The sequence below is a fragment of the Enterococcus raffinosus genome (assembly GCF_019175485.1).
Taxonomy (GTDB): Bacteria; Bacillota; Bacilli; order Lactobacillales; family Enterococcaceae; genus Enterococcus_A; species Enterococcus_A raffinosus.
In genome coordinates this window covers 889,930-904,254 of the sequence record NZ_CP072888.1, presented here as the reverse complement: position 1 = coordinate 904,254, position 14,325 = coordinate 889,930, and the positions used below count along the sequence as shown (strand labels likewise).

Genomic DNA, 14,325 nt, shown 5'->3' with positions numbered 1-14,325 from the left:
TTCTAAGATTTCTCGTTAGGATACCTAGTTAAATCAACCGCAGGTATTTCTTTAAACCGCATAAAAAAGAACCCTGACAAATGTTGTCAAGGCTCTGGCGATGTATTAAGCTTTTGGTTTCTTAGAATCAATAGCGTATTGACGGCGACCGCCTGGTTTTGGTACAAGATCGCCGATCATATTCCCGAAGCCGCCTTCCACACGTAATTCGTGACCGTTCGTATAATCTGAACGCTTACTCGCAAGGTATAATACCGCATTCGCGATATCTTGTACTTCACCGATGCGGCGGTTGGCAGTCATTCTTCTTCTGCCTTCTTCTACTTCCGCATCTTCATAGAATTTCGTTGATAACGGTGTTTTTACGAAGCATGGTAATACACAGTTGCTGCGTACTCCATATTGTCCCCATTCACCGGCGATCATCTTAGACAGCATGTTCACACCCGCTTTACTTGGGCTGTATGCGCCTGAGTAAGTTTCCGGTGCAATCGAAGCAATCGTAGAAATGTGGACCATCCGGCCGGATTGCTGCTCGATCATCACACGACCAATTCGTTGCGAAACTAAGAAATACCCATTCAAGTTCACATCAATTGTACGCTTCCACTCATCCAAGGCTAAGTCCTCTAATGGACTGAAGGTCAAGATGGCTGCTGTTTGAACCAACACATCAATTCTTCCAAAATCTTCTTTTACCGTTTTCGCTAATGCGTCTACCTGCTCTTCAACTGTTGAATTGCAGGCATAGCCTTTCGCCTGAACGCCATATTTTTTAGCTAACTCTTTCGCATAGCTTTCAGTCGCTTCTTCATTTAAGTCGACTAAAGCTAAGTTTGCCTTTTGCTCCGCGAAGTCATTCGCGATTTTGCGTCCCATTCCACCTAAAGCTCCCGTGATTACGACCACGTCGCCTGCTAAATCTAACCATGATTTTTCCATTATTTCCGCTCCTTAAAGGTTTTCTTTCTTTAAATATACTGAATCCTACCAATGGATACTAATTCTTTTTTTCAATCAATCTATAGTCTTGTTCAATCAATCATCAGCAATTGCTTTGCTAGCTCCTGACTGTAATCAGGAGCGACTGGATAAAGCAAAAGTACATTTAATAAAATTGGCGAAAAGTTCAAATCTAATAACTCTTTTGCAAAGCTTGTCGCCGCGATTTCACTCAAGGAATGTACACGTGCCTGGCGTTTAAATGGCCCTGTTTGATAGGTCAATTGCTTTTGCGTCGTATAAGATTCCAGTTGATTTTCCAGATAATGATAGAGCTCGTGGGCTAATAAAATCTCCTCCACTCGCCGATCCTTCAAAAATTCCTGCTCCGCTAAAAAGGTTTCTGCTTCTCTCAGCAGACTCTGATTGATTCGAATTCGATTAGGTAATTGAAACTCTGCTAATACAAAACGAAAATTTTCCGCTTTTATTTCCTCTTCAAAATACTCAATCTCTATGGACTCTTGTTGGCAAAACGCCCATAAATCTGTCGAAGTAAATTCGCTAGCAGTCTCTCTGCCACATGCTATTGCTTTATTTAACAAATCCCAGCGTTGAGTTTCAGGAATTTTTTTATACAGATGATCTTGTGATAATAAATACTCCGCATATTTTTCATCTTTCTGATCCAATAAAGCACAAAAATTCATAAACAACGCCCTTTCTGATTTCTAGTTTCCTATCCCCTTGCTAAATATAACGGTTTGCGGCAATAATAATTATCTCATCGGTTCCCATAATTTCGCTCATCTCAATTTCCATTAACATGGTTAATTGAGAGAAATCGGTACTTGAAAAATCTAACAATCGTGGACCAACACAGAAATAGTAATCTGGTCGGATAATCAGATCACTCTGATAATTCGCCATGCTTTCCCACAGCTGATTAACGACCTCAAAATAACTTTGAATCGTTGTTTTAACTACTTCAGCGTGTTCACGTTGCACACGAATAAATCCTTTTTTATCAATGACACGAATCCCATTACCTTTTTTCGTACTGGTTCCATAAATATTAAAATAATCAGTTGAGTTCAGTAGTTTGATCTGTTCAGACGGCAAACGAAAATCCTGAACAGCAATTTCTCTAGCTTCTGCTTCTGTAGCTGCACTTTGCAGCTCTGTTGCTTGTGCAGCAGTAGAACCGGAGGCGCGAGCTGTTATTTTTTGCGTCTGAGGATCGATTTCAATATGAACTTCAACGCTGTCTTCCGTCGCTCCACTTTCAATTGCCATATCGGTGACTTCCTGTTTAATCGCCTGAATGTCCTGCTTCGTCGGACTAGGAACAATCCGCTCAACAACATCTTGGACCGCGGCTAAAGCCACACCAATAGAAGAAATTACCTCAGCATTTTCCGGAATTTTATAATTCAATTCCATTCGCTCTGCCGCAAACTTAATCAGCGATGCAACGCCACCGCCTACACCAACAAGCGTCATTTGATTTTTTTCTAATTGGTACTTTTTGGCCAGTGAGCGAATAACGGGTTCGATCTTTTCGACCGCTTTTGCCAAAATTTGACGAGCAACATCTTCTACCGTAGTATTCAGATATTCCGCTAAAGGGGCCATTGCCTTTCTTGCGGAATCCACATTCCCATATGAGAAATCTTCCTCCGTAACATACCCTAAAACATTGGCCGCACAGGAATTAGTAATCGTAATACACTTTCCACTCGCAAGTCTTATGGCTACATAATCTGCCGGATCTCCCTCTTTTGGTGAGTAAAGCTCCAGTTTTGGATCAATGATTTCTTCTTCAGGTGTATACACAGCGTATTCTAACCCCGCGATATGAGCGCTCCGGGGTCCGACATCCTTCACACCATTCTTGTTCACACGGATCATACTTCCGCCGGCGACACCTAAAACTCGGACATCCAATGAATTCACATAGGTTTTATGGCCTGATATTTCTGAATAATCAATGACCGGGCGACCATTTTTAATAACTCCTAGATTCGTTGAGGTTCCACCAACTTCAAAATAAATACCATTTGAAGTCCGTAAATACATTAAAGCCCCCATAACACTAGCGGCAGGACCCGATAGCATCGTTAAGACTGGACGTTTTTTCATTTCGACAACATCCATCAGTCCGCCATCTCCTCGCATGATCATTAGAGGAACATCTACACCAGAAGAACGGACACTTTCTTCAGTAGAATTAGCCGTCTCCAGCATCTTTGGCAGAATAGAAGCATTGATCGTTGCGGTACGCGTCCTTCGTGATAAACCATAGAGCTTGGTCATTTCTGAGGCTAAAGTCACTGGTATATTTTTTCTTCTAGCTACCTCAGCAATCTGTTCTTCCAAACATAGATTATCCACGCCGAATGCTGCTGATGCGACAAGCACATCAATGCCTTCTTTTACCAATTCATCAATTACTGTTTCGATTTCTTCTTCTGTAATATTTTTTTGTGAAATATAACGTGAAACCACGCGGATACTTCTACCAGTTCCTAAATCAATATCCTTTAGATTGGTTTGAGGACGCGCCAACCAACCTTCAATTCCTGCTTTGGCTGTACTAATAATCCCGATTTTTGCAACATCGCCTTCTAACAAAGCATTGGTCGCCTGAGTAGTACTGTGAGCAACAAAGACGACTTCTTCCGGTGCAATATCAAACTCCTCTAAACATTTTAAAAAGGAATTGACCACACCTTCAGCTACTCCTTGCTCGCTGTCATGGGTTGTTTTTACCGAAGATTTTCCGATAATTTCTTGGGTATCATTGTCGATTGCTACCGCTTTTGTATGGGTTCCACCGACATCGATCCCGATTCGAACACGTCGTTTCATGTTTGAGACACTCCTTTTTTAAATCTATAGCGGATTATTGAGGAAAAAGTTCGCGATTTCTAAAACTAACGCGACTGTTGTTCCAGGAATCAGCGCGACTTTCATATAATCTACCGCATTGATCCGATTAAAGCCCAATCCCCATGCATTCCATGAAATCGTAATATCAAAGTGAGCCATGCCAATCAAGACAGACGCAAATAAAGGATACAAAAAGGTCGTTGGAAAATTTGTCGTTTGACTCACCACAGCAAGCAGAGCCGCTCCTGAACCAATCAATGAAAGCGGTCCTTTGAACCAAGTCAATGGAGCCAAAATTCCAAAGGCAATACATAAAATTAACGGTGAAGACGGAATCCAGCTGCCAATAATTTCTTGAAAATAAGGTGCCGCGTAAACTGCCGCATCATTGAACATCGCCAAGGTGATCCAAAAAGCAATCAACGCTGACATATCCTTTACCCCTTCAGTAAATATCCGTGAGATCGTCCGACACACTTCACGAAAGTTCCCCGTCAATCCACCGCAAACACCCAGCCCATACAAGCTCGCTAAAATAAAACACAAAATCACAGGCAACTTAAATACAATCACCCCAACGACAGGCAAAAAAGGGGTAATGAGTGAGATACCGGGTGCATCTACCACTTCACTTTGCTTCACTGCTGCCCAAGAATACGTGAGATTTTCCATTTTCAAATAAACCATTGACGCTAATGAGACTACTGTAATCATCACCACAAAAGCCAAAATACCAAAAGGAAAATAGTCGTTATAGGTGTATTCTTGACCGCCGTTTGAATTTAAAAAGAAGGCGGAATATTGCCCAAAATTAATCGGGTTCAAAAAAATGCCCGCTGCGACTGAACCAGTAAAGGAGAAAAAGCCGACAACCTTTGGGATACCGATTGAAAACAGGATTGGTAAAACAATAACTGCAATCGCAATCACTGAGCCGCCTCCCGTCATTGATGTAAAAATAAACCCACTGATGATATTGACGATCGCTAAAATTACCGCTGGATTATCTCCTCCCAGCTCAACACTTTTTCGAATGATTGTGGCTGCAATACCAGTATCTAGTAAAATCCGCCCAAAAAAAGCGCCTAAGAAAATATTCATAACAGAAGCACCATATTTTTCTGGTGCCGTTTGATACACTTGTCCCAGCATATCGTGAACAGTCAATCCATCAAATGCCGCATTCGGTGATAGCAAGTTTCCAATAATTGGTAAAAATGTCCAAATCGTTGCCATAATGAAAAAACCGATCATTAAGTTATGACCTTTTATACAATAGATGACCATCCCTGCAAAGGAACAGATTAACAATAACCCAATTAAAATATTCATGGGTACCTCCTTCAAACCCTGAGTCTCTGCTTTCATAATTGACTATTGAAAAAACATTCACATGTTTATTCATAATATGAAAACAAGGAGGAGACTGATTCTCTAAAAATCAGTCCTTCCTCCGTAAGTATTATTCAATTCCTGTTAATCCTTCAGCTTCTCAAAAGCACTATAGCCAAAAATCTTTTTGTGCTGTAGAACAAGATAGCTCATCATAACGATTGAGATGACACCAAACATTAACAATAAGCCCATCATGATATACACCGCTTGGGCTTCACCTACTGATTTAGTCATGTAAGCGACAAAGTATGGTAAAGCCACACTGGCGATACTCATCCAAGTATAATAGATTCCTGTATTTCTACCTTTTCTACCTGGTGAGAACATTTGGCGAACACTTAGTCCAGCTTGCAACGCACCACCTGCTGCGAAGAATCCCAGACAAGCGATACTGATATAGATCACCGTAATATTATGAATAAGCAACACTGCAACCAAAGGAATCGTTGTAAAGATTGCATCGATGAACAATACCTTCACCGGATTCCATCTTAATTTACCCATCATAAAGGCCCAGAAAAGAACAGCGATAATAGACCCAATCGTATAAACAGACGTCAGACTCGCTGCCTGCATTTCTGTCATGCCGGCATTGCTCAAACCATATGCCTTTGTATATTGTTGGCCACCGTACATAATGAACATACAAACAAAACCGTAAAACATCGTAGTAAAATTAACCAGCTTGTTTGGTTGAACCAGCATCTTCGCTTTTGCTTCATCAATTTCTTTTTGAACCAAATCTTCTGAAGACTCTAACGCTTCCTCTACGGAAGAATCACTTTTCGCTTTTTTACTAGCCTTCATATCGTCATCATAAGCAAATGGGCAAAGAATTGACATAATTACACAAATAAGTGCCAATACTCCCGGTACGATGATACTCATAGAGTTTTGTCCAGCTTCTGCAAAACGAACAACCATTAATGGGAAGATTACCCCAGCGATGGAGACAAATAATTTAATTCCTAATAGTGCCGAAGCCGCATATTTAGGTGTCGCTTCTTGTGCTGCCGGATACAACGCCGCATCCCACATCCCTGAGTTAGCGATCCCAACAATGAAAGCCGCAACATAGGCGATATATACGTTAGTTGACAGTAATAAAACGACGAAGAACAGAAGATATAGCACAGAGCCTCCGACAGCCAACACTTTCCGACCAACCTTGTCTGAAATTTCTCCACCGATCCAAACAGAGATCAGCTTCCCGAAACCTGTAAACGTGATCGCCATTGAAACAGCCGCCGCCCCAGCGGTAGCATCTGTGTAGCCCCATTTGTCAAAAAAGTATGAGGCATTTTGACTCAGGCTCAGTGTCTGCATTCCGTGAGTAAAATAGGCCAAATACACAAAAATCAGTGACGGTAAATATTTCTTTCTCATATAATAATTAACTCCTACTCGTTTATTTAGCTCCAACTGCTATTTTTCTTTTGTTGGAAGTGCCTGTCCAGTGAAAATTTCAAAGGCAGCTTTTCCTTGCCCTAACAGCATTCCTTCACCAGTCACGGTGTCACAACCTTTTTCTCTAGCATCTTTGATCAGCTGTGTTACTGGAGGATTATATACCGCGTCTGCTACCACTAGTTTTTCATGAAGCATACTCGTATCACTGATTGGTGTTCTCGTTGAACCTTCACCCATTCCAACAGTCGTACCATTCACTAATACGTCTGCTTCAGCGATTTTTTGTTTCAATAATTCCGCATCTCCCAAATCATGGATGGCAACCGCTAAATCTGGATAGAATTTTTTGATCCGTTCTACTGTTTCTTCACCCTTCACAAAGAAGTCATCCTTGATATTGAAGATATCAATAGCAGCCGCTTCTTCGATCGCTAATTGAACCTGGATCGCTGTTGCCGCCCCACCAGTTCCTAAAACAACAAATTTCTTTCCTTTAGGATCCACATTATTCGCTTTCAGATTATCAACAAAGCCAATACCATCTGTGATGTGTCCGGTTAATTTTCCATCCTTATTTTGGAAGGTATTAATCGCACCGACCATTTGAGCCGCAGGAGATAACTCATCCATGTATTTCGCTGCTTCGCCCTTACAAGGCATCGTCACGTTGCCCCCAGGCATATTGAAAGTACGAACAGACTGTATTGCCTTTTCAACTTCGTCGATTTGCACATCGAACGCAAGATAAACAGCATCAATCCCTAATTGTTCAAATCCATAATTGTACATCGCTGGTGATCCTGAATGTCCTACTGGACTACCGATCAATCCATATAATTGTGTTTTACCTGATACGCCTTCTAACATATTTTTATCCATCCTTTTTAATCTTCTAGTAGTTCTGGCCAAGCTTGCTTGATAACATCTATACTTGTTTCATAGTTCATTTGAGCTGATTTTTCATATCCTAGGCTTAAGATTGGATCAGAGATCACTTCGGTACCAATCACACGAGGTTTGATGCCGTGTTCTTTGATTGCTTTCAAGAAACCAACGGTATCTCCCCAGCCTGTTCCCGGGCAAAGACGATCATGCATGGATTCATCACGTAAAATCGTATCTGGGTAGCGGCGTTCTAATACGTCACAGATTTGAACAGAGACCACTTTTTCTGCTGGAACTTCTTTTAAATCTTCCGCTAATGTTTCCGCTCGTGCCCAATGCCATGTATCTAGGATCAGCATGCCGTTGTCACAACCCGCGCCCTTGACAATATTCCAAGCACTCGCTAAATCTGGAACACCACTATACGGCATAAATTCCAAACCAATCACTAATTCCTTCGCCCGTGCGCACAATTCCTTGAAGGCCTGAATATGAACTTCTGCTGGATATTTTTCCATCAAACCACAGTTGATATGGCCTACGCCAAACAAACGAGCCATATGATAAACGGTTTGTTCTTTGAATTGCTGCAATAGCGTTTCTGGTGTTTCTTGCGTTTTATTTGGATCCGCCCATAAGGTGATATACTCTACTTCCGTCACCTTCATGTCGTTTTCTTCTAAAATTTCTAACATGCGTTCGTCAGAATAGCCTTGCTTGATAGCTAACATATACGTTTCAGCACGAAGACCAATGCCATCAAAGCCTGCTGCTTTCGCAATTTTCACCCGTTCTTCAAAGTCAATTTCCATACCCAAAGTATACGAACTGATCGTTAATGGTACTTTTTTCATTTCTTGCTCTCCTCCTAAATCGTCTCTCAGTTATTCAAAAGTTATTTCTTTCACATGCTAGGCTGCAGTCCCTTAATAAATGAAAGCTTTTTTGATGTGAAAACTATAGGGTCCATAATGTATCTGCTTTCACAATCAAATCTTGTTTTCATTTTAACGTGAGAATTTTTAAAATTCTAATTGGTTTTTCTCGAACAATCTATAGGTAAAACATATAGGTTTTGCTATACTTATAGAAAAGCTTTATGAAGTTGTTAAAAATACCCGGGAGTGAGGCAGATGAATTTACAACATTTGAAATATTTTGATGTATTGGCCAGAGAGCAGCATTATACCCGTTCCAGTAAAATACTGAATGTTACACAGCCAAGCTTGAGCAATGCGATCGCCTCTTTAGAAGATGAGCTAGGCATCACCTTATTCGAGAAAAAAGGCCGGAATGTGGTCTTGACGAAACCAGGAAAAATCTTTCAAGATTATGTCGCCCGTACTTTGGGTACACTGGATGACGGGATAGAAACAGTGACAAAAATCAGTAAAGGCAGCGGCTTTATCAGCTTTGCTTTTCTGCCCGTTTTAGGAACGACTTTTGTACCAAAGCTTGTTCGAGGCTTTCATGACGCAAATCCTGATAAAGAGATTCTTTTTGATTTTCATACTTCTTCTGGGGTAACAAAAGAAATCGTGGATGGCATCAAAACGATGCACTACGATATTGGTATCGCCTCCTACCTACCCGACGAACCTAGCGTAGAATTTCTACCCATCGCTAGCCAAGAATTAGTCGTTATCGCGCCCCTTGATCACCCATTAGCGCAGTTTGACAATATTTATTTGGAGCAAACACAACCCTATGAGCAGATCGGCTTCAGCAAAAGCAGCGGTCTGAGGAATGTGATTGATGAAATATTCAAAAAAAATAATTGCAGCTACAATATCGTATATGAGGTGACCGTTGATCAGGTTATTGCCGGCCTTGTCAGTCAAGGGTTTGGGATCGCTGTTGTGCCAAATATGACCATCTTGAAGCAACTGCCGTTGAAAACGATTCACCTAAAAAATGTGATACAGGATCGTTCCTTTTATCTAGTCACGAACAAAGAAGCCTATCTAACACCAGCGGTCATTAGTTTCAAAGAATTCGTCTTGGCGCATTCGGATCCGAAAGAGATCGTTTATTAAAAAACAAACTTGAAATCAACAAAGTGGAATTCATGATGTTCAATCCTCATTATATTAATCATTTTTTCTAATTTTCTGGAGCATACTAGTCTTCAACGTATTGCCCATTTAAAGAAGCAGGACGTTCTTATCGTCCTGCTTCTTTAAATTAACGACTATGGGCTCTTTTCTTTGAACGGATCAATGAGTGGATGGTCACTTCATTGCAGTCGTCCGCCATAATTTCTGTAAATCGGCGAACCCCGTCTTTCTCAAAAATTGTCAGCTTTGTCAGCATCTCAAATAATATATAGAGCTCCGCACCTGACTTGCTGATATCGGCATGTTTGAAGGTCACCATATGCTTCTTGCCATTCGCATCAGCAAAATATGCCTTATAACAAAAATCGTAATTCTCCTTATCAGCAAAAGCAGCAGCTCTCTGTTCTTCTGGATAGTTCTGTGTCGCATAGCTCAAGATTTCGTCGAATTTGTCATAAGTCGGTGCCGCAGCCGCACGAAAACACTTTGTTTCAGGACGAATCCCCCGTGTCCATTCCGAAAACTCCGCACGATTCTTGAACAGTCGATTTCGTACGATCTCCCATTCACTGTATTCAAAGTAGTCGTAGAAATACAAACAAAAATCGCGCTTTGTATTGTTGGGCTTGCCTTCTAAAAAGATTTTGCAGATCAAGTCTTTGCAAATAAAGGAGTAGTCATCCATCACCATCGCATTTCTCACTAGAAGAACCAATCCATATTCGATCACTACATCTTCATTTTTTGTTTCGTTATAGTACTGTTGAATCCTCTTTTCTAAAGAATCTCGATTCATTTGGAGCAGTTGTCTTTCTTGTAAAGGCTGCACGTTTTTCCCCCTCTTTCTAATACCATTGTTTTTTCTAGCTTATAGATCTCCCACAACTGTTTTGCAGTCGGGAAACACGACCTCCGCAAACTTTCGATTCCCATCTCTTTCAAAGATTGTCAGCTTTGTCAGAATCGTTAGCAGTACCTTTAACTTCTTAGTCGACATGCTGATATCCGCATTTTGAAATTTTTGTTTATGCTTTTTCCCCTGTGCATCCTTAAAGACGGTTTCGAAAAAGTAGTCGCAGCTTTCTTTCACTTGATGGGTATGGCTCCCATCACCGTAATAACGCTCAAAAAGCCAATCCCGTGCTTTATCCGTAGGCGCAGATGCTGCTCGAACACACGTCGTTTCGGGACGAATCAAGCGTGTATATTCCGAAAATTCCGCTCTGTTCTTGAACAACCGCGCTCTTACAAGCTCCCATTCACGGTAGTCAAAGAAATCATAGAAATACAAGCAATAATCTCGTAATTTATCACTTGGTTCACTTGTTAAGAAAATTTCCTTGATCAACTCTTGACAGACAAATGAATAATCATCCATCGTAATCGCGTTAAAAACTAGAACCGCCAGATTATATTCCAGTACAGCATCTGTATCATGGGTTTCTTCATAGTATTGCTGGATCCGTTTTTCCAAGTTCTCCCGCTTCATTCGAAACAGCTGCCTTTCATTCAACGGCTTTACAGACATATTCAGACCTCTTTTCTCTATAGCTTAGATATAGTTCTATCATACCTCTAAAATAAGCCGAAAATTACCCAAAATTAATAGTGAAAAAAAAGTTTTTCCGATAATTGAAAGTTACGCTTGAAAAGATTGTTTCCTTTTTCATTCTGTGCTAGTATTTCTTCAGGGGAACTCTCCCAAAAATAAATCAGAGTAGAAAATAAAGCGTTAAGTGCTGGAGGGATGGGATGTTGCCTTCTGGACGAAAGACTTGGTCTGCGGTTTTATTTTCGCATTCGCTGCATGAAGATGTAGCAGCCCTATAAGGAGATGCTAGAAATGAAGAAACACCTCGATGCTAGAAGCATCACAACGATGGCGCTATTGATCGCCATGATGGTCACTCTGTCTCGGATACTAGGAATTGAGACGCAATTTCTCAAAGTCAGCTTTACCTTTATCCCACAAATCATTATGGGAATGCTCTTCGGTCCATTTTGGACGGGGATCGGTGCGGTTATCGCTGATTTTATCGGTATGTCACTTTTTGCAAAGGCACCCTTTTTCATTGGTTTTACCATCAATGCCTTTCTTGAAGGAGCGATCTACGGATACTTCTTCTATAAGAAAGAGATCACTTGGAAAAACTCGATTCAAGCGGTGCTAGTTACGACGATTGTGATCAACTTGATCCTAACTCCGCTTTGGCTGGCGATGATGTACCATGTGCCATTGAACAGCTGGGTAATTTGGGCACCACGTTTGATTAAAACCGTGATTTGGATTCCGATTCAAGCCATCATCACCTATTTCTTAGGTGGCGTATTGCCCTACAAGCAATGGATCGCACGCTTCAATCGCGCACACTAATTTTATAGAAAAGATTACGTTTGTTTGAAAGTAGTTCTTTCTTTCACATCGTAAATTCCTTTAGAGGCTGTCTTATCCCATAGACAGCCTCTTTTTTGGTCATTCACAATTTTCACACTTAAGTAGGCTAATAGCGCCTTTTTAGAAAGAATAAAGGAGTCCTGTTCAATCAATATAGCGTGATGCAAACCGCACGTGAACAAAAAATTTTTCATTTCTTATGAGGTTTATGTGTTATTTTTCTCAAGCATAATTATCGCTATTGACTTTGGAAAGCGCTATGCTAGGTCAAATTTAATAAGAAAGCTGGGAGAAAAATGAAAAATTCTGATGTTTTGATTGTCCCTAAGGACCGTTCACTATACTTTTTCCCTGCCATCTCAGAAATGAGTGTTTGTTCAGGGAAAGAATTACTTGCAGCAAGCAACGAGACATTACGTCACTACTTGAAAAATTTTCAATTGATCATATTTTTAGATTTCGGCTTTGAACCAGAAATGGCGGCACGAATCCGCCCCTTCACAAAAGCCAAGATCGTTCTATTCTTCTGGAATCACTTCAAATTAGAGCATTATCGAAAATTGAACGACGCACAAAAAGAACCCGCAATTGATGAGATCTACCATTTCGATCCATTAGAAGCGCGGGATCTAGGGCTAAAACATAACAGCTCCTTTTATACACAATCAGTCGGTGAGTCCGTGCATAAGACTGAATACGATATTTTCTTTGGCGCCAATGACAATGGACGAAAGCAGCAGGCGTTGGAATTAAAAGACCGATTCGAGTCTCTTGGCCTTGCGACTCATTATCATATCCTGCCTAAACGAGGCAATGAGCAAGAAGGCTACTTGCCCTATAACGACTATTTGCAGCTGGTTAAACGCAGTAAAGGCATCCTTGAAATCCTACGTGCTGGCCAATACGGAGTGACTCTGCGAACATTCGAGTCCTTATTTTTGCAGAAGAAACTTGTTACAGCGAATGCGATGCTGCCTTTTTACCGGCTGTACGATCCGAGAAATGTCTTCATGATCGAACCAGATCTAAGTAAGCTGACGGCATTCTTGAATATCCCTTATCATCCAGCCGATCAAGAAATGCTGGATTTCTTCGAAGCTAAGAATTGGGTCAAACGCTTTGTTGATTACGATCCGACACTTTTTGAGGAGTTCGAGTATTACCCAGAGCTGATGGCGCATGAGAGTGCGTTGTAGAGGGGTTCGCTTTAATACGCCAGAAAGTATCTGCAGGATTTTGCAGTGCCAGCCAGGCGATATCATTGAATATGTGGAAGAGTAAGTAAAAAGTCGTGCGAGTGCACGGCTTTTTTTAGTTATAACGACATCTTTTTCCCAAAACATTCACTTCGAATACTGAAAAAAGAGTGTGACTATACGACTATCACACTCTTCCCAAAACTTGATTAAATTTTTTCGACTTGGATCTGTGAAAAATACTGCTCAAAGTTGTCACGATTAATATGCCCGGTTTTCTTCTCCAGCGTATTCAAAATCCCTGTCGTCATCGCGGTTTTGATCGTTGTCTCGGGATCATACTGACGACTGATCCCATACGCCAAACCAGCTAAAGTTGCATCACCTGAGCCTACTGGGTTGACGGCAGTAATTTTAGGAATCGACACACGATAAATGTCTTGCTGATGTTTGACTACCGCTCCTTGGGCGCCTAAAGAAACAATGACCCATTCGACACCAGTGAACAATTCATTTCTTAATGCTGCTTTAAAGGCCGATAAATCTTCTAGTGAAACACGTTGTCCTAAGAGCTCTTGGATTTCTTCAGCATTTGGTTTGATCAAGTAAGGTTTCTGCTCACTTAGCAAGCTTTGCTTCAGACTTTCGCCAGAAGTATCTACTAAAGCTTTCACTTCAACCTGTCCGGCTAGATTCAGCAATGTCTGATAAAAATCACTTGGAAAACCTTTTGCTAAGCTGCCGGAGATCGTTAAGCAATCGGCGCCAGACAAAAGCTTCTTAAACAGCTCTAAAAAAGCTGACTGCTCTGCTGCACTAACTGTCGGACCACTTTCCAAAATTTCCGTTTGCTTCCCTTCATGAAGAATGGCAATTGAGTTTCGCGACTCCTCTTTAATTGGTGAGAAACGATGAGAAATGCCTTCCTTGTCCAGCTGTTCCATGATAAACGCACCATGATGCCCACCGATCACTCCAGTAGCGATCACTTCGCCACCTAATTCATGAATCACCCATGTGACATTCAGCCCCTTGCCGCCGGCAGTCTTCGAAACCTTCGCTACACGATTCACGGTATCCAGTTTAAAGCTCGTTAGCGGATAGGAGACATCGATTGAGGGATTCATTGTTACTGTAACAATCATCCGTGTTC

13 protein-coding genes, 1 pseudogene and 1 riboswitch are annotated in these 14,325 nt (G+C 41.2%); of the genes and pseudogenes, 4 read left to right on the top strand and 10 right to left on the bottom strand.

Translation table 11 applies throughout. The annotated features are described in order from the left end of the window. Window positions 1-105: 105 nt before the first annotated feature. From J9537_RS04480 to J9537_RS04450, 7 genes are all read right to left on the bottom strand, one after another. Entirely contained in the window at window positions 106-942 is an 837-nt protein-coding gene (locus J9537_RS04480; protein WP_010746608.1) for an SDR family NAD(P)-dependent oxidoreductase, read from the bottom strand. 92 nt (window positions 943-1,034) lie between these two features. After that, on the bottom strand, window positions 1,035-1,652 hold the full coding sequence (locus tag J9537_RS04475) for a hypothetical protein (protein WP_218256868.1): 618 nt from the start codon (window positions 1,650-1,652) through the stop codon (window positions 1,035-1,037). A gap of 40 nt (window positions 1,653-1,692) precedes the next feature. Then, window positions 1,693-3,813: a hydantoinase/oxoprolinase family protein gene (locus J9537_RS04470; protein ID WP_218256867.1), complete on the bottom strand. Its 2,121-nt coding sequence runs from the start codon at window positions 3,811-3,813 to the stop codon at window positions 1,693-1,695. A gap of 24 nt (window positions 3,814-3,837) precedes the next feature. Continuing rightward, window positions 3,838-5,166 (bottom strand): citrate transporter, encoded by a 1,329-nt coding sequence (locus tag J9537_RS04465; RefSeq protein ID WP_218256866.1) that lies wholly within the window; start codon window positions 5,164-5,166, stop codon window positions 3,838-3,840. Window positions 5,167-5,310: 144 nt separating this feature from the next. Beyond that, window positions 5,311-6,615, bottom strand: coding sequence for an MFS transporter (locus J9537_RS04460; RefSeq protein WP_218256865.1), 1,305 nt, complete (start codon window positions 6,613-6,615; stop codon window positions 5,311-5,313). Window positions 6,616-6,654: 39 nt separating this feature from the next. Next, complete coding sequence (locus J9537_RS04455; protein ID WP_218257327.1) at window positions 6,655-7,506, bottom strand: shikimate dehydrogenase; 852 nt, start codon at window positions 7,504-7,506, stop codon at window positions 6,655-6,657. Window positions 7,507-7,523: 17 nt separating this feature from the next. After that, window positions 7,524-8,378 carry a sugar phosphate isomerase/epimerase family protein gene (locus J9537_RS04450; protein ID WP_218256864.1) on the bottom strand — a complete coding sequence of 285 codons (855 nt, stop codon included), beginning with the start codon at window positions 8,376-8,378 and terminating at the stop codon, window positions 7,524-7,526. A 279-nt stretch (window positions 8,379-8,657) separates the two neighbouring features. Here J9537_RS04450 and J9537_RS04445 point away from each other — a divergent pair, with 279 nt between their 5' ends. Continuing rightward, window positions 8,658-9,560, top strand: a complete 903-nt coding sequence (locus J9537_RS04445) for a LysR family transcriptional regulator (RefSeq protein ID WP_218256863.1) — start codon at window positions 8,658-8,660, stop codon at window positions 9,558-9,560. 148 nt (window positions 9,561-9,708) lie between these two features. Here J9537_RS04445 and J9537_RS04440 read toward each other — a convergent pair whose 3' ends face one another. Continuing rightward, window positions 9,709-10,410 (bottom strand): hypothetical protein, encoded by a 702-nt coding sequence (locus tag J9537_RS04440; protein WP_218256862.1) that lies wholly within the window; start codon window positions 10,408-10,410, stop codon window positions 9,709-9,711. Window positions 10,411-10,449: 39 nt separating this feature from the next. Next, complete coding sequence (locus J9537_RS04435; RefSeq protein WP_218256861.1) at window positions 10,450-11,109, bottom strand: hypothetical protein; 660 nt, start codon at window positions 11,107-11,109, stop codon at window positions 10,450-10,452. 183 nt (window positions 11,110-11,292) lie between these two features. Continuing rightward, window positions 11,293-11,389, top strand: a riboswitch (THF riboswitch). A gap of 35 nt (window positions 11,390-11,424) precedes the next feature. Here J9537_RS04435 and J9537_RS04430 point away from each other — a divergent pair. From J9537_RS04430 to J9537_RS04420, 3 genes and pseudogenes are all read left to right on the top strand, one after another. Then, window positions 11,425-11,955 (top strand): folate family ECF transporter S component, encoded by a 531-nt coding sequence (locus J9537_RS04430; RefSeq protein WP_010746618.1) that lies wholly within the window; start codon window positions 11,425-11,427, stop codon window positions 11,953-11,955. A gap of 317 nt (window positions 11,956-12,272) precedes the next feature. After that, a complete protein-coding gene (locus J9537_RS04425; RefSeq protein WP_218256860.1) occupies window positions 12,273-13,172 on the top strand; it encodes a WaaS/CpsH family glycosyltransferase in 900 nt (299 codons plus the stop codon). Then, window positions 13,165-13,257 (top strand): annotated as a pseudogene (locus tag J9537_RS04420) (helix-turn-helix domain-containing protein); the annotation flags it as partial. The gene J9537_RS04425 and the pseudogene J9537_RS04420, both read left to right, overlap by 8 nt. A 124-nt stretch (window positions 13,258-13,381) precedes the next feature. On the opposite strand, the gene J9537_RS04415 reads toward J9537_RS04420, so the two are convergent. Continuing rightward, the gene (locus J9537_RS04415; protein WP_218256858.1) at window positions 13,382-14,317 is read right to left on the bottom strand and encodes a hexose kinase; all 936 of its coding nucleotides are present in this window, start codon (window positions 14,315-14,317) and stop codon (window positions 13,382-13,384) included. Between the last annotated feature and the right edge of the window lie 8 nt (window positions 14,318-14,325).